The following is an 18,269-nucleotide window of genomic DNA, read 5'->3' as shown; positions in this document are numbered from 1 at the left end:
ATCATGTGTTTGGTTAAAAACAAGGTTTCGAAATACAACAGATAGACCGTCAGCTACATAAAAAAATTTTCAATTCTGTCTTCAGGGTCAAGTTCGTTTAGTGGAAAACTGGTATTAGTAATTTTTGACTTACTAAAAAAATAACCTAATACACTGGTAATGTTGATACTAGGCAGATCATTGCCCTCTGAAATTGCACAATCAAAACGTCTTTTAAGATATATTAAGCTACAAAGATCTGACTCCAATGATACCCAGCATACCGCCGATGTCAAAATGCCATAAGTAGGTTTCAATGTGCCGAGAAAGATTAAAGTAGATGTAAGATGCTTTAGTGCGGATAAAGATCTGTCTTTGTATGACTCATTGGATCTTCTGCATATATAGTCTCGATTAGTGTCAACAATGTCTTCACATGAATTTGAATAATGTCCTAAATCTTCTTCCCTCAATTCTTAACCACAAACTTCATTTTCTATTAAATCTGATAATACAAATTTAGGAGCAATCATAATTATGACCTCAATACTTTTGACATAACAGCAGACGTGCAGTATATATCATTGGAATGAGGGGAGGCTGTAATTATTATTTTATTTTAGTAAAACTTTCTCCCATTTTGTCATATTATATTAATGAGTGTAATGTTGAAAAATTGGTTGAGATATACCATTAATCAGTAAGGTTTGTGTTTGTACGTTTTTAGCGTAAATTACAAAAAGTGTCATATTTTGCTGATGCAAGTCATGATGATTACCGGTTGTATAACTGTGCAGTTGACCATGGTTTATATAATATATGCGGCAATACAAGTTGCGATGGACGGGGAATGCTGATTATTTGCTTGGAGTCAGTGATTATTTTAATATGATGACCATGCTAGTTATTTTTACGAGTAATGTATATATACTAAGGATATGTTTTTTCACAAAATAAACGCCTACGCAGTGGTAGAACTACTATTCTCGAATTATCTCCCGCACTGAAAGAAAGAGAACGGCAGGGTAAGGGCCGTGGGCTTGGGAAAGACAAACTACTTTCCTCCTCACTTTCAGATACATCATAATTTTCAAGATGTAAATCTCGTCCTACTCCATCTAGGATCACTCAGATAACGCCTTAAAAAACATAAGAAAAATACCAACACCAAAGCAGACACTGTAAGTTCACAGAGACAAAACAAAAACATATAGCACAGCAGCCATGATCTGCTTTCTGCTACTTACTTCTACATTTAATAGGAATTAAATTACGTATACATGTCACTTTTTATTGTGCATTCTCTGCGGCGGGGGCATCAAAATTTATTGTGCATTCTCTGGTTTGATGCCCCCGCCGCAAAATATGATGTATACATCTATATATCAACAGTATATCTGTTGCCACCAAAGAAACGAAGGAGTCTTTATCGTCAACAAAACTTACTATTTATTGATTAAGCATCGCCAAACATATAATAACCTACAAAATATCATTTTAAATGTAATATTATAATTTCACTGGCACCGGACACCCCCACTAAATACCACAAATAAGGATTATGTCATCTATTTAAATACTATATCATCGCCCTCAGACAACGGAAGATGGGCCAAGACAGGAAATATTACATTTATTATAACTTATAATGTTATTTATGACTTCATGTTTAACATATACAATCAAATAACTCCTTTTGATTCACTAATACACCCGTGATTACCAATATTTATCTGATCAGCTCCAACACCACCGAATTTGGTCATCAATTGCCCAAAGAAAAATCTAAGTCCGTGTTAGAAAATATATACCCTGAAGAAACAGTACCAGAAAACAAGAAAAGACCTTGCCGAATTGAGAAACAAACCTTCACTAGAAGCTTACATTACACTAATTGTAATCCAAACAATTTGCCATTTTCCGTAATAATGCCACGCACAAAACAAACTTATCTCAACCGACGAAAAATAAACTTATCCCCCAAAGAATTACGAGCGGGGAAACGGCTCTTCACCAAAAACAGATATGATAATAATCTTAACTCTAGCACCTTCCCTTCTTCCATGCTGATATCAGAAGAACTCCAAACCAAAATTAACCAGCTAAAAATGATGTCAACAAGCCCCCAAAAGAGAAAGGAACTAATATTACTCAAGGCTTACAAAAAAACATATCAGATTGACATGCATCTAGCACAACAGAGAGATTTTCTATTTCCTCATTTAGCTGATTTGGAATATATTTCTGAGTTTTTCGATCACATACTAAGCACAGATTGGAACCAAGGAAATACAACATTGCTGCAGATAAAACAGCAGCAGCAGCTGTGCAAAAAAATTTTTGAGTCCCGTAAAGACCTCGAATTATTTGCACCGGATTGGAACAAAATTGATGAAGAAGTGGAGGAACAAGCCAAAAGAACAACAATCTCATCCAGAGCTTGTAATGAAGACCTAGCACAAACAATTAAAACCCACTGTATGATTGGTATATCAAATCTTCGAGATAGTAGAAAAGCGGCAGCAAAAAACGCACTAGATATTAGACAAAGCTTACTCCTGATAATCGACCGCTTTCACAATAACCCCAAAATGCTGGCTCAAACCTTCTTTAAAATTAACACTTCACTAACATCAAAAAACAACTACGTTTTAGCAAAAAAGTTGAACTCCCTTATAGTAAAGCTAGGACGTCAAAAATTAGCCAAAAATCAAGTTATTGTGCATACATTATCCACGCTCTTACTGCCCAAACTCAAATCTTTGCAAAACATAATCTCTCAGCAAAAAAAGTTAAACTCAAGCAAAGGATTCGCCCGTACATGTAGAGCTGTAATTTCAATTGTAACCGCACTAGAAGACCAATGTACAAACCAAGGACTCAAACTCACCACCAACTTCGATGATCAAGAGATTAACCCTGAACTAGGATGTGACCTAGAAGAACTACATAAATGCAAACAGGAAGCAATGAACGCTAATTTATATTATGAGTTAAGAGAAACAGCCTGGTGGAATTGGGGTAAAATCTTACTGGATATGCTGCTTGACACATTGCCACTAGAAGCCCGCTTGAGAGAAGGATTGCGAGAGGATGCAATAGATGCCTGCGAAGACAACACCGCAACAAATTGCCCACTAGAAAAGCTAGCAATTATTGTCAATCAAGTACTAAAGCTTCAGCATAACACCACTTCTGAAGTCTGTGAAACCACCCTGAGTAAATGTATAACAACTCTGGAAAGCAAGCTGCGCCATACAAAAAGAGCTCAAGAAAAAAACACCTCACCCTCTTGGAGTGAAAGCTTTGGCCAGAGCTTTATAGGAAGAACAGTATTGCATTACCTTCGCTCAATGAGTGCAATAACAAATGTACTTGGTACCGTATCAAGAGCACAAGCAGAAAGAACAAAACTTCAGGCCTACAGATCACACTTCCATAAAAACCTAGATGCCCTACAATCAATGCTCCCACCTAACTTGTCAAATAAAGTTGAGATCATAGTTAAAAACCCAGATTGGGATCAAGCTAAAAAAGAAGTACAGAGATTTGTTGATTGGAATGTAAACTTAGACAAAAAATTAGCCCAGAATGAAAAAGAAGTTAATAATTCAAACGCCATTACTACATATTTTTTCCATTGCAGTTGTTGATTCTGTGATTACGTTGAATACTGGATAAGATACTGTTGGTATTTTTTTTTCTGTTGATAGACCGGGGTAGGTTATATATGATTCTATTCCGGGGCAACATTCGCTAAAAATAGAAACTATGGGTTTAGAAGAAGAACAAAAATAAGTACTATCTGAAACGCAATAGTCACTATATTGACGACCTAAATCAATATTATTAGTATAATCATAAATGTAAATACCGGCAAATGAAGCAATGCTAGTGCTTGTATCACAATTGCTGGTAATGTTAGAAGGGATTAAAGGAATGCTAAAATAAAAATCATATTTTTTTTCTAACGGGATATTACGAATTTTTTTTATGCGACTAGGGAGTTTACTAATTGCTATTGATGAGTTATCAAAAGCTTCTTTAAGAATTTCACTGATATTGATATTGTTTCTTACTTTGTCTTTAATGTTAATCATTCTACAAGTATAGCCTGCTACATAACAAAAAATATGTAAGAGATTTGATTCGCAAGGTGTAGTTATATCATCAGTTGCATCTGTAACTTCCAACATACTAAGTGCAATTAAAGAGGTTGATGATAAGAAGCTACTGACCAAAGCTTTATTTATATTTTTATTGACGTGGTGTTGAGTTGGCTGAAAATTTTTCTCATGTTCCTCAATTATTGTTGTACATTCCATTTCTTCTGCAATTATGTTTTCGTTATGACATTCAAAGCCACTGTTGTCACAACAATTCAAATACTTGCTGTTAGTGTAAAACATTATTTTTCCTGTAAAAAATAAACTACCTGAAATATAGCATTTGGAGTTTAATTATCTAATCAATTATTATTATTTATATAAGGTAGTTTTAGCCCTGAAAAAAATTAACATTCACTAATAATTAATATGCTGTACTAAAATATATACAACTTTATTATTATATTAAATAAATTTAATTATGTAAGAAAAGTATTTGTTATTAAGTTTAGTAGTGATCCAATACCTAGGAAAGTGGCTGCTAATATTAGTCAAATACACTCTATGTCCTTATTCCAAGTATGTGTAGATAGTATAATAAAGTCTGCTACTATTAGTAGCAGACTCCATAATATAACCATTACACAAGATCTTCTCTCTCAGCAGTATCAATGTTATCAGATTGTGATACAGGTTGAGATTGATATGATTTGCTAGATTTGAGAGCTCTGTATCCTAGAAAGGCTAGTATAGCAAGAGCAATAGATGAACATATAATTAACACAATATTTAAAGCATTAATACTTGCGGTATCTAGTGTTATTTTAGTAGGGATCAAAGTTGTTAATTCAGATTCGGCTGTTGTTAGATTAGTAAATTCTGATCCAATGACTGTAGATCCTATAACTTCTGATGCCATGGTTGTTAAATTTAGAACTTCTGATCCAATATCTGTTGAGTTTATAATTTTAGATGCCACAGTAGTTGAAGTCAAAATTTCAGATTCAGTAGTGGTGGAAACTACAATCTGTGGTGACACAGTTTCAGTTAATACATAAGGATAAGTTATGTATGATCCAATACTGCTACAACAAATATCAGAAAATGAAGTATTAACGTTATAGTTTTTATCGCAGAAGTCAACATTATTATCACCATCGCCGCAAAAACTATAGTATTCAGTGTTGCTATGTCTACGTAATAAAGCATTATTAGATGCTCTGCGAAGGTACTGCCCCATGTACCATAATCTAGAAATAAGAGGTTCTTCTGCCCCACTATCACCTGTGGTATGAGGAAGAATCAATGGAATACTAAAATTGAAAAGAGGATTTCTTCCCAATGAATTCTCTGAGTAATCAAAAGCACCTTTAAGTGTTTTTTGGATAGTTTCATCACTATTATCTCCCGATCCTAAAATGTTAATTAGCCTACATAGTGATTTTCCCATACCACATAAATAAGAGGATACGGATCTGCTAATTATTTGAGGTTCAATTGATGATGGTGTAAATATTGACGCTAAAGTCGTTGATTCTGTCGCTGCTTGACTTATAATCTCTGATGCTATTGCAGTTGTTGATTCTGTTATTGCGTTGACTACCGTATCAGATACTGTTGGTATTTTTTTTTCTATTGATAGACCAGGGTAGGTTATATGTGATTCTATGCTGGGGCAACATCCACTAAAAATAGAAACTCGTGGTTCAATCAGTCGAGTACAAAACGCAGTACTATCTGAAAGGCAAAGAGAGTCCCTATGTTCATCACTTAAATCAATATCATTAACATAATTGTAAAGGAATTTATTGGCAAAAAAACTAATACGACCGATCGTATCACAATTGATGTTAGTGTTAGAAGTGATAGTTAAAGGAATACTAATATTAAAACCATGTTCGTTTGTTCTTCTTAATGGGTCCTTACGAATTTCTATTAATGAGTAATCAAAAGCTTCTTTAATAATTTCACTGATACTGGAATTAATCTTATTTTTTAATTCATCTTTAATTTTGATTATTCTACAAATATCGCCTGCCATATAACAAAGATTAGGTAAGACAGTTGATTTGCAATTTTGACTTAGATCATCAGTTGCACCTGCGCCTTCCAACATACTAAGTGCAATTAAAGAGGTTGATGTTAATCTACTAAATAAAGTTTTATTTATATTTTCATTGATGTATTGTTGAGTTGGTTGAAAATTTTTCTCATGCTCCTCAATTATTGTTGTGCATTCCATTTCTTCTGCAACTATGTTTTCGCTATGACATTCAAAGTCACTGTTGTCACAACAATTCAAACACTTGCTGTTAGTGTAAAACATTATTTTTCCTGTAAAAAATAAACTACCTGAAACACTTTACTACACAATATCCTCTTCTTCATTTGAATTTTCTTCATAATCATATATAGGTACAGGTTGAAATGGATTTAACTTACTGGATTTATATGTCCTGTACCCCAGAAATGCAAGTACGGCAATAGAAAGAAATAAAAATACAACTAAAACAACAGGAAGTGTAGTACTGACATGACTTATTTGATCTATTTTTGTTGTAGTATAATCTGTTGATTCAACAGAAGTAAAATTCATAATTTCTGACACTGCATCTAACGCCGTGGTAAATACGGTGCTGTTATTACTTATTGGTGCTATTGTTGATTTACTAATTTTCGGTGCTACAGTTGTTGTTAATGGATCCCCAGGATTAAGTAGGTAAGAGAATATACTGCTACAACACTCTTTATGAAACATATAGTTGATATCGGAAGATTCGTCACAAAATCTCATACTTCCTCTTGCGTCACAAACGGTACTATTTGATTGACATGACCCAATACCTGAATTTTCTTGTTTCGCACATAGATTGTAGTACTCAACGGTTAGAGACAAACTCATATCAATTAATTGACGAATAACACTGCTCTCATCATCTTTAGAACCAATAAATTTAGTTATATCTTATATTGTTGATAATTGATCGATAATTTTTATTCAAAGGGCGATGTTTATATTCCCAAATTATTACAATTTCCTAACACAATTCACTTACTTAGCATTTTAATTTAATATAAATGTCAATTATATGTTCTAATGCATGAAAAACACCATGAATCATAAGAAAAAATATACTATTAATTAATTTCAACTTTAGAAAAATAAACCTGATAAATTAAACTCAGTCATATAATTTTCCTAAGATTATCCATATTGTTTTGCAATTTCATTTCTTGATTTAAATTAAAAGTGACTATTTTATTAGCAATGATAATAAACACACATATAAAAACGTATTGTTTTTCCCGCAAAAGAAACCTAGCAAAAAATATCATTGAAATCTATATGTTATATAATTTGATCAATTATAAAAATAAAAAATTTTACATAATTCACTTTTATCCAAAGCCAGTATTATTGCACTGAAAGAAAAATCGAAAAATTATACTTCACATTAATTCTCACTTGATGGATCTTCAATAAGAAGGTCTGTAACATCCCAGTTAGTTATTCTTGACATTTTAACTGAATCGGATAGATATCAAGTTGCAACGATATACTCCTTTGATTATTTATGATGATAATATCGATACTAACACTACTGTCAATCAATTTCACGTTGTACCTGGAATATTTTGTATGGTTTGTATAAATCTTTGATGATGAGGACTAGACACAAAAGATTTACCTATAAACTAATTTATTATGTTAGGCATAAACTTTATTCGTATAACAATGATTGTTTTTTATGGAAGCGTTTTACTATATTAGAAACTAGGTTCTGATATCACTGAAATCAGAACCTAGTAAAGGAATATACATCTACACAAGATCTTCTATTTCTACATCATTATTGGAAGTTGATGGTACAACTTGATGTCTATGTGTTTTTCTAGATTTATAAGATATGTATCCTAGAAATACCAATATAGCAAGAGCAATAGATAATAATGCAACCAATATAACCGTAAGGGTTGTATCTCCTTTATTTGATGTTCCTATTTCGGTAGGAATAAGATTTATTGATTCAATAGCCGTTGAGTTTATTATTTCTGACAATGAAGACGTAGCTGTCGAGCTTGTAGTCTCTGATGATTCAGTTGTAGATATAATTTTTGATACTGTAATCTCCGATAATGTAGTCGCTAAACTCTCGGCTGTTGACCTTATTATTTCTGATAATGAAGACGTAGCTATCGAGATGGTAGCTTCTGATGCTTCAGTTGTAGATATAGTTTTTGATCCCGTAATATCTGATAATGTAGTTGCTAAATTATCAGCTGTTGAACTTATGATTTCGGTTGCTATTGTTGTTAAAGGCTTAGATGGATAAGCAACCTCCTCTATGTAAGATCTGATATCAGGACAACATAAATCAGTAATTGTAGAATTTTCTCTGTAATTAATATCACAAACACTATCAAACTCATAGCGGCACTTGTAATACTCTTCCGAACTTTTATCAACTTGGAATTCTTCTGGACGACGGTTTATATATATATAAACACTGTGTAGTTGTTGGTTGATTGTATTAATTATACCAGACAAGGGAGGAAAATAACTAACATCCATCTTATAATATCTACCAATGTCAAAATAAACAGTCCATTTGTTAGGTTTAATTGAGTGAGTATTTATCATTAATGAAACTTTCTTACCTTCTTTGTCAAGAGTAACTTTCACAGTACCAGACTCATCGGCAACAAGGTGTTTCATAAGGTTAATAAATCGACACATAGTTGATGATAAAGAACACTTACGAACATCTTCTATATTAATTTCAGTAAGCCATTGACACATATACATAGGCGATGAAATCAAGCACCTACGAAAATTTTCTGCATTTACATCAAATCCGTCGACACCTTTTAAAAAGCTAAGCATAACCAATGGAACAGCCACAAGTTTACTTCCCAAAAATCTACCAAGTGAATTATTTTTTGATTGGTAATTTTGCTCGCTAAGCATAACATTCGTACATTCAATATTTTCTTGAACTTCGTTGTTAGTTCGTAACTCTAAGTTACTAATTTGCAAACAATATGAATGTTTGCAATTTGTATCATAACGCATTATTTTTCCTGTAAAAAATAAACTCAGCAGACTATAGCACTGGAATTTATATTACCTAATGAATTATTATTAGTTCCATGTAGTACACTTTTGTGATGAATATAATGAAATGGTCATTATATTGTATGTATATATTATATTAGTGATAATTATAATATAAGTTTTATTATTAATGAAAAAGGGTTATCATCTGAATCGTTTATTGCCGGATTATCAAATAAAATTTTTGATCAAAACTAAGATGCTTAACATTTAAGATAATCAGGTTTTCTGTTTCTGCCTATACTATAAAATTACAGGAACATAATTGAGTAAATTTTTGAAAGTAAAATAATACATAAAATATCTTCAAAAAATTTCTGTACACTATTTTTTCTTCTTAAGCTTAACTGATAACATATAGGATTGTAATGTAAATTGATGGTAGTGGTGTTTTCAAGTGCTATTTACAAGATCTTTATACTGAGAAGAAAATTATCTCAATATCAAGATAATAAAAAATATGCAATATAAATATCACTAACAATTCCATTAGTTGTTACTACTGCTGAGTTAAGTAACTAAATTGTTATTCTTTATCAGACTAACCAGTGCTTTAATTAGTATTAATTAACGTTAACATTAACAATAACAATAACAAAACTAATTTAACCAAATTTAACGTTTTACATTACCACGATACAATAAAACGCATAATATTTTAGAGTAATATGTGACAATTAATGTTATTAAAGACATACCAAATTAAAAATATAAGCTCTGGACTTTGTAGTGATAACCGAACCTAGTTCAGGTTATATTAATTGTCTATACAAGTTAACCTACTTCTTCATTATTATCACTAGATTGAACTACGATTTGTGGTTGTTGACATTTTTTATAAGTGCAATGCCTGTATAAAGCAAAAGACATTACAGAAAAAAAATAAAAAATAAAAATACCGACAACATAATAATAATACGTTTTTACCTGGATAATCAGAAACTGCTTTTTTTGTTACAATTGTTGTTAAAGGAATTGTTGCATTAATAACATCTGATAACATCGTTGACGAAGATATAATATTATCTACATAAAAATGCAAATTAGGATAACACCTTTCAGGAACTTCAGTATTTATAATTTTCTTGTTCACAAAATTTACCAATAACGTTACTGGAGCAATAAACATAACCTTCATCGTATTTTACGGATCTTAAATAGCTTTAGTTAGATAATAATTTAAGACAGTGAGATTGAACTAACCTGGGGATTGAATATGATTGACCCGCAACATCGTCAGAAACAATAATTAAAGTGATACTTTTTTCAATAATGAACTTCCCAAATTATATCTCAGATGTAACAATGGATTTATCAATCAAACTTCTGATTGCATTATCTGACTTTTTAATATAAATCAAGCCACATATTAAGTGAAGATGGCGTACAATACCCCCATCTTGTTTGGGATCCGTTAGCGTCTTTCAAGCTACTAAGTATACCTAATGGGTATACTAATATAGAACTAAAAAATTTTCCAAGTGAAGATCTATGATAGACAATTATTTTAAATCATCTACGTGACAGTCTCAACGGTTGTACATTCAATATCTTCTATAAATTCATTATCCAATTGAAATTCAGAATTGACGCATTCTGAATAAGACAAATACTTACTGTTGTTATTAAACATTACTCTTACTGTAAAAATTAACTTGAGAAACTGTATCATAGGTAGATTTATCATTTAATGAATTATTACTTATTTTACGATTACTTATTTTACGAATAATTACTCGTATAAAATTACTTTTTTAAATCAAGATATTAGTGTAATTAACCACAAAAAATAAAACCAACATTATCAATGTCATACTCAATTTATTTTCAAACAATTTCTATACAAGATCTTCTGTAACATTAATATTCGGCAAATAATAGTTACTAATTGGGCTTAAAGTTTTTTCATTATCAAAGCAAGATTTAGTGTACATTAAAGAGCAAATCTCTAACTTCAGACGACAAAAAGAAGTTCCCAAACCATTTGAAAAACCTACCATGTTAAGCATTACTAATGGCAACATAAGGTTTCTAAGTTGAGTTAATGAACGATAATTATAATTTTTTGAACTATAGGAAGCAGACAACTCATCTACTTCTTCTACACAAACAACTGAAGAACCCTCACCAGATCCTACAACCATATTGTCACAAACAAGATTACCATAAGAATCGCAATTCTTTACATAATCTACAACATTATTGGCAAACATTACACTCCCCCACAAAACTTTACCTATAAAATCTATTTTGCGATCATAACCATAAATAATCGCAAGATCAGGGTAATTGTATTAACATGAATGTATTAAGGCCTACTCATTAATTATTAATGACAAAACAAATATTACTATACTTGTTACTTCATGATCTTACCTTTTTTGATGTCTATAATATTTGTCAAAAGTTTTTTCTTCTCATCTTATAATCTGTAAATATCATCATGAAAAATTAAAAATAATCATAGATATAGTTAAGATAAAAATAATGTTGATCACATATATTTATAATAAAACCTCAAGATAAAATTTATGTATTTATGGAAGTATTACTGGGATAGTATTTAATTTCAGTAATTAATACAATTACTAATAAATTTACAAAATTCACAATTTATATATCTTATCTTATATAGCAGTTCTTATATGTATTTTTTGGTCTTTAGGAATTGCTTGGGAATTTACCACACAATACATGGTAATAAATCTGATGACATATTAGTATCTATGACTACTGTGGTTATACTGTGATGATTGGTAATTACAAAAGCACGATCAATTAACATAATAAATTTTCCTCTTGCTCTGATAAATTTATGTTAGAGTAATGTTTAATGATGTGTTGGATCAGTTAGATCCTTGATTAATTTTTTGTTTTTGTATATGGATAATTGCGATAACGCCGATAACGCGAATGACAGTAAACATCATAAGGATAGTTATAGACCTCTAATTATCAAATAATTAATTGACACATTATTAATGAACAAAGTTTTAATCTTAACCGTACTGTTCCTAATAACTAGATAGGGATACACAAAAAAAATATAAAAAATACCTACTGCCCCCTATCATTACTCATAATTACATAATACTAAGAAACAAAGTAAGTTTATTTTAGTTGTCAAGTAATCAATATAAAAATACTCGAATGTATCGCTTTATACCTTATAATTAAATAAATATAATCCAAATTAAACAAAGTATCTGATATCACATGAACTACATGGCGCTATAATTTAAAGTACAGCACTTCTCAAAAATAAGAATAGAACATACTCAGCACTAACAACAAAGTAAAAATTAATTCTTGTAACTACGATTAGCCGATTATGGTGGGTAATAAAAATTAAATAATCGTTTGGGATAACTCAAATCCAATTTGTCCAATAGATGTTTCTATCTCCTAAATTCCCTACAGCATTGTTAACTTCAGCATTGTTAACTTCAGCATTGTTAACTTCAGCAACACGAACTCTATCTGCTAGCATAGCACCCATTTCCATCTGATTTACTGGATTCCTTATACGAGCCTTATATTTTCTACGCTTTCCTAAAACAAATCTAACAACAAAAACACCCAAAAGAAAAACTAATGAGAAAGACAGCACAATTATTACCACGAATTCTGCGCTCATACCACCATTGAAACTAGAATCATTGGCCAACAATGACATAAAAGTTGTGGACTTTGTAGGATCAATAGTTGTAACACTAGAGTTGATAACTGTCTGGACGGTAAATGTTTCAAGATCATTGGTTAATGGAGGCAAATTTTCTGGCCCCATGCCATAAATATATTCATCAATATTTTTACAATATTTAGATGCCATATCATGATAGTTTGACCCCATGCCGCAATTGTTATCTGTGTCTGTGATCTTGGAAACTGTTTGGTACTTAACTAATGAATCAGTGTAAAAATATCTAAGTCCATGACTACTATAAACATCACTATAAACATGTTTGATTTTTTTATATGGATTGAGATCATAAAAAGCAGATCTTACATAATGTAATACATACGGCAATCTAGGATCATTGATATCAGTGTGGTTGTAAATAGACAATGGCAAAGATGAAGACAAACTAAAATTTGACTTACTCAACGCATCAATAAATATTTCAGTAACATTAACATTAGGAAGAGAAATATTGAATCTCGATTTTAAACTATCAAAACACTCCTTAGCATATACCAAAGCACACAGACTTAATTTTAGATCACACCATCTTGTTCCTAACCCATTGGAAAAATCTATCATGTTAAAAATAGTTAACGGCAATATGATATTTTTAAATTTTCCAATTTTAGGTAATAGAAGTCTAGAATTTGATGATTTGTTTTTTTCTCTTACGCATATAACTGAAGAACATTCCACAGCCTCAGCATCCATATCCTCATTTTCATATTTATCATACGGATTGCAACCGTCTGTTAAACACTTTATATTAGCAATCATGTTACGCCTTTGTAATTAGATTACAAGCCATTGCATATGTTATACAAAGAAATAATAATTTCTAACCGGACTGCTATGATGTTAATTATTTAATTAAATCCATATAATTATTTAAAATTTAGGGTTTTTTTATGTATTACAAACTGTTATGTATTACAAACTGCTATAATTTCCCATTATAGATTAAAATCAGCTTCGGATGTTGTAATCTGGGAAGCACATATGCCCTGGGCAGACATGACATAATACCTGTGCGTACCTAAAATTCATTGTTAAACTACTTGTAATTCAATTTTGTTAAACACTATTAACAGCGTATAACGATAATATTTATGGAAATAGACGTAAATTTACCTCGTATCTACAAATTGCAAAGAGCAATCACAATAATCCCCTCCTACCCCCACATTAGTATCTTTGACAAACACCTTAGAAATTCATAGAAATAAGTCGAAAATAAGCCGTTTCTTTTGTAATTTAGGATCATATATAATGATCAATTTAATTATTAAAATTGTTAACAACAAAATCAATCGTAATTATTGCTTAAGTAGAAATGTAGGAATCGGAATCGAGGATAACACTATGCTGCAAGCTTAAAAAATTTATGCTTACCTTTATCCGTCATAATCTAACATGTTAGTATTTACTTAAGACAGTAAATTTACTTACTATATGTGAAGCTAAAAATTTTGTGTTGTATATGATTATTCGTCAAACAACATTCTAATACTACTACATCAACTACATCAACTACATCAACTACATCAACTACATCAACTACATCAACTACATCAACTACATCAACTACATCAACTACATCAAAAAATAATAGCTCCCTAATACTGGCAATATAAACTAACTTCATCTTTTTATGATGTAGCAACAAAAATAAATATATTATTTGTCTATTTAATTGAGGTCCATAATTCAAGTGGAAATAAAATCATAACATAAAATAAAACTATGAATCAGATGTAGAAACAATATACGAGTATACGTTAATTAAACTATAAATGCACTACTATAACTTCAATAGGAATAAAACTTGTTTATTAAATACTTTATTTCATTTGTATTAATAACAAAAGCATAATCTTTGTATCTATATCAAGTTACAACAACCATATCCATATGATAAAAATAATCTTAATATATCTAGATATAATTAATCCTTATAAATAAGTGACATCTAGAGCTGTAAGTATTTCCCCATAATGATGTTCAACAATATAAAACCTAGCTCAAACAGATAAATCTACCGCAAAGTCATCCCATAAAAACAAATCCACATAAAAATATAAAAACATCATACTTTTTTATTGTAAGTACACAAATTATTAAATTAATCCGCAAAGTATACAAACACGTACTGATTGATGATAAATCTGATTAAAGCATGCAATAATGTAACTTCACGTAGAGAGGGTAATAATCAAATTTTATACCTGAAACTAATCCGAAATTATACATGTAAGCATCGATCAACTAGATGCAACAGTTAGTTCATAAGAAGAGTTTAAAAGTGTCCGACGTGTCTGAATCAATAATGATAATTAAATAACAGACCTATAAGTATTCCTCAATTCATTGCACTAAGTAATATGAATTATGTTACAACCCCAAGTGTATGATGACAACAGCAGTAAACATGAACAATAAAATTGTTGTCACAGATTAAATTGCAGTTATACCAATACCCCCACTACCTTCATATTATAATCTTCATTTACCAACGCATTAAAAAATATAAATATCTATTGCAACAATCAACCAAGTGATAAGTGTAATACAAATAATAACGGCTGCAGATAAAAAACTTTATTTGGGCAACAATCATCACCTATTAGTAAAAAACTACCTTCTTAAAAAGAAGGATTACACTATAGAAAGAATCCCAATCTCATAGGTTGAATTCAATCATGAAATTTTATATGGTTTATATGGTAAAAAAATACATTCATAAATCATATAGAAGTATATCGTGCTAACTAAACCTAAAGAAAGGAAACATGATTTATTTGTATATTTATGATTATTAAGATATGCATTAATTCTAATTAATTAATAATATCTTGATATTTCATTGACACACATGTATCAAAACGTGCGTTCCAACCCTTGAGAAAAACCTGCCATACTAAGAACAGTTAAAAGAAATGTGAGATTATTAAATATTCTAAACTTAGCTAAGGATAGAACTGATGAGGAAACTTTATTTTTTTCTCCTACATACACAACTGACAAACATTCATCAGAAACTTCAACTTCATTGTCACATATCTCCACAAAATTGCAACCATCTGTTAAACATTTGCTATTAATAAACATTTTTACCTTTACCCTTCACATTTATACTACAAGCTAGTGAGCATTTTATGCAATTTAAAATATGGAGATTATTAATTTTTAAGCAACAGTATTAATAGCACCATTTTATATACAAACAGTAACTTAATATTTATATTGGATGATACATATAGTCACAATTAAACTGAAATGTTGAAAATAACTTTAGAAGCCACGACACAAAACATGTTGCCTTAAACTGGAAGCGTTTATATCTTAATTGTGACATCAACATTTACATCAACAAAATAATTAATGACTAACTAACCACGATAATCAAATCAAATTTTCCAAATACACATACCCCCCATCATCACTTTCTCCTTCGGCATTAACTCTTCTTCCTCCTATGATATAACGTACTGACCCTAGATACGACCTACGATTCATACTACAACGGGATGCCACACGCTTTACTGAATTAAACGCAACACAAACAACAGCAACTAAAAATAAAATCACTGCACAAGAAAAAACCAGTGATAATAACCCACCACTGTTATGCGAATCAAAACCTACAGTAAAGTTTCTAGTAGTTTTATACTGACCATTAGTAACATTTGAAATACCGTCACTAGTAGTTGTCGACATGAAAACCAATTCAATAACTGGCGTAACAACATTTGGAGCTACATCAACAATATATTCGCTAATATTTTTACAATATTGGTCAATCACAGAACGGTATTCAGATTCATCGCTACAACGAATATTTTTAATACGAGAAATTGTATATTTATCTATTACTGACTTGGTATAACTATGTCCAAGTCTACTAGATAATTCACTATAGACACAACGCTGGGAACCATCAATAGGATCCAAACACAAGACAGGCAAAATATCTTTCAATGCAAATTGTGCAAAAGAAAATCTACTGTCATGCTGGTCAGTGTAATTATCAATAAATAATGGCAGAGGCAAAAATGAACTCAAATTTGACTTGTGAACCACATCAAGAAATATTTCAGTAAGATTAAAATCATAGAAAGAATAATCTCTTCTTGATTTTGCATCTTCAATGCAACCCTTGAGATAAATTAAAGAGCAAAGTCCTCTTTTCATCTCACACACCCTTGTTTCAAACCCTTGAGAAAAATCTGCCATGTTAACCAAAGTTAAGAACAACATGATTTTTTTAAACATTCCAACATTAGTCAATGATAATAATGGGTCTGAAGCTGAAAATTTATTTTTTTCTACTACACACACAGAGGATGAACTTTCATCTACCTCTATAATTTCTTTGGTGCAAACATAATAATGGCCACAAACATCCGCTTGAAATTTACCAATAGTAATCATGACCAGTTTCTATAAAATTGATTGTACAGCCAGAAATTGTATACCGCATATACCTCGCAATAAATGAAATATTAATTAACATATTTGAGATTTTTTATATTTAACTTTATAAGATAATTTTATAAGATTAAATTCTACTAGGGTGCAAACCTATCAATCTGTCCATCATGAAAGTTAGAAGGGGAAAATCTGATGAAAAAAACAATAAAAAACAGTTAAAAGTTACATATCATTTCATTTTAGCATAAACAAAGTAAATATTGTTTTCGCAGCAACTGCAAAAAATAGTTACTTTAAATTACTTAAGTAACAACATTGAGTAACAGTTGGGTACTAAATACGGGCACAATACATACACACACATATAAATAAATAAGATTTAATATTTAATATTTAATATTTAATATTTTCAAATTATAATTTTTCATAAACTCTCATAAACGTTTTAAAATTCCAGCCTATTCAACATAGTACATTAAATTATCACGATAATAAATCTAACACCACATGGAATAGAAATGATAATATAGACTTAAATTTAGGCATGCATTCACAAATAAGGCAAAAACATAACAACATCGAAACTCCCATAGTACTGATGTCAATATAAAGTGATGCCAGCAATCAATTTTTGCTGGCATCACAAAACGTTTACTCAATGAAATACGAGCACAGTGACCAATTGAAATTTGGTTGCCTTATTATCATTTATGATTGCATCCGCCTACTACTCCTACACTTTCCTAAAACAAAATCAACAACAATCCCTAAAAATAAAATTAACGAGCAGAACAGTAATATTACCTCCACTGGCCACCCATCAACTATTATATCGTTATCTGGGGCCATTCCGATAATATATTTATTAATACTTTTGCAATATACAGAAGACATATTAAGGTATTCTGATCCTATCCCACAGTTCTTGTATACGTTCGTGATATTGCGGTAT

At 30.7% G+C, this 18,269-nt stretch carries 13 protein-coding genes; 1 reads left to right on the top strand and 12 read right to left on the bottom strand.

The genetic code is table 11. The features are described 5' to 3' along the window. Positions 1-53: 53 nt before the first annotated feature. A complete protein-coding gene (locus Arg41_RS07550; RefSeq protein ID WP_092343837.1) occupies positions 54-452 on the bottom strand; it encodes a hypothetical protein in 399 nt (132 codons plus the stop codon). 457 nt (positions 453-909) lie between these two features. Next, positions 910-1,107 (bottom strand): hypothetical protein, encoded by a 198-nt coding sequence (locus Arg41_RS07545; RefSeq protein WP_092490729.1) that lies wholly within the window; start codon positions 1,105-1,107, stop codon positions 910-912. Between the two features lie 587 nt (positions 1,108-1,694). On the opposite strand from Arg41_RS07545, the gene Arg41_RS07540 reads away from it, so the two are divergent. Continuing rightward, a complete protein-coding gene (locus Arg41_RS07540) occupies positions 1,695-3,632 on the top strand; it encodes a hypothetical protein (protein WP_157722335.1) in 1,938 nt (645 codons plus the stop codon). On the opposite strand, the gene Arg41_RS07535 is transcribed toward Arg41_RS07540, so the two are convergent. From Arg41_RS07535 to Arg41_RS07485, 10 genes are all read right to left on the bottom strand, one after another. Next, on the bottom strand, positions 3,591-4,388 hold the full coding sequence (locus Arg41_RS07535) for a hypothetical protein (RefSeq protein ID WP_092490727.1): 798 nt from the start codon (positions 4,386-4,388) through the stop codon (positions 3,591-3,593). The genes Arg41_RS07540 and Arg41_RS07535 overlap by 42 nt on opposite strands. 337 nt (positions 4,389-4,725) lie before the next feature. Then, positions 4,726-6,411 carry a hypothetical protein gene (locus Arg41_RS07530; RefSeq protein ID WP_092490726.1) on the bottom strand — a complete coding sequence of 562 codons (1,686 nt, stop codon included), beginning with the start codon at positions 6,409-6,411 and terminating at the stop codon, positions 4,726-4,728. 39 nt (positions 6,412-6,450) lie between these two features. Continuing rightward, on the bottom strand, positions 6,451-6,987 hold the full coding sequence (locus Arg41_RS07525) for a hypothetical protein (protein ID WP_092490725.1): 537 nt from the start codon (positions 6,985-6,987) through the stop codon (positions 6,451-6,453). 921 nt (positions 6,988-7,908) lie between these two features. Continuing rightward, on the bottom strand, positions 7,909-9,159 hold the full coding sequence (locus Arg41_RS07520) for a hypothetical protein (RefSeq protein ID WP_092490724.1): 1,251 nt from the start codon (positions 9,157-9,159) through the stop codon (positions 7,909-7,911). A gap of 1,880 nt (positions 9,160-11,039) precedes the next feature. Then, entirely contained in the window at positions 11,040-11,414 is a 375-nt protein-coding gene (locus Arg41_RS07510; RefSeq protein ID WP_092490723.1) for a hypothetical protein, read from the bottom strand. A gap of 1,157 nt (positions 11,415-12,571) precedes the next feature. Then, positions 12,572-13,663 (bottom strand): hypothetical protein, encoded by a 1,092-nt coding sequence (locus Arg41_RS07505; protein WP_092490722.1) that lies wholly within the window; start codon positions 13,661-13,663, stop codon positions 12,572-12,574. Positions 13,664-14,327: 664 nt separating this feature from the next. Further along, positions 14,328-14,531: a hypothetical protein gene (locus Arg41_RS07500; RefSeq protein ID WP_092490721.1), complete on the bottom strand. Its 204-nt coding sequence runs from the start codon at positions 14,529-14,531 to the stop codon at positions 14,328-14,330. A gap of 1,232 nt (positions 14,532-15,763) precedes the next feature. Then, positions 15,764-15,994, bottom strand: a complete 231-nt coding sequence (locus Arg41_RS07495) for a hypothetical protein (protein ID WP_092490720.1) — start codon at positions 15,992-15,994, stop codon at positions 15,764-15,766. A gap of 294 nt (positions 15,995-16,288) precedes the next feature. Beyond that, on the bottom strand, positions 16,289-17,317 hold the full coding sequence (locus Arg41_RS07490) for a hypothetical protein (RefSeq protein ID WP_092490719.1): 1,029 nt from the start codon (positions 17,315-17,317) through the stop codon (positions 16,289-16,291). Between the two features lie 708 nt (positions 17,318-18,025). Then, positions 18,026-18,269: hypothetical protein (locus Arg41_RS07485; protein ID WP_242641425.1), on the bottom strand; the 244-nt coding region annotated here is incomplete at its 5' end.

The sequence above is a fragment of the Candidatus Ichthyocystis hellenicum genome (genome assembly GCF_001460935.1).
GTDB classification, from domain to species: Bacteria; Pseudomonadota; Gammaproteobacteria; order Burkholderiales; family 2013Ark19i; genus Ichthyocystis; species Ichthyocystis hellenicum.
Note: the sequence above shows the minus strand (reverse complement) of the source record. Positions and strands in the feature narration are given on the sequence as shown.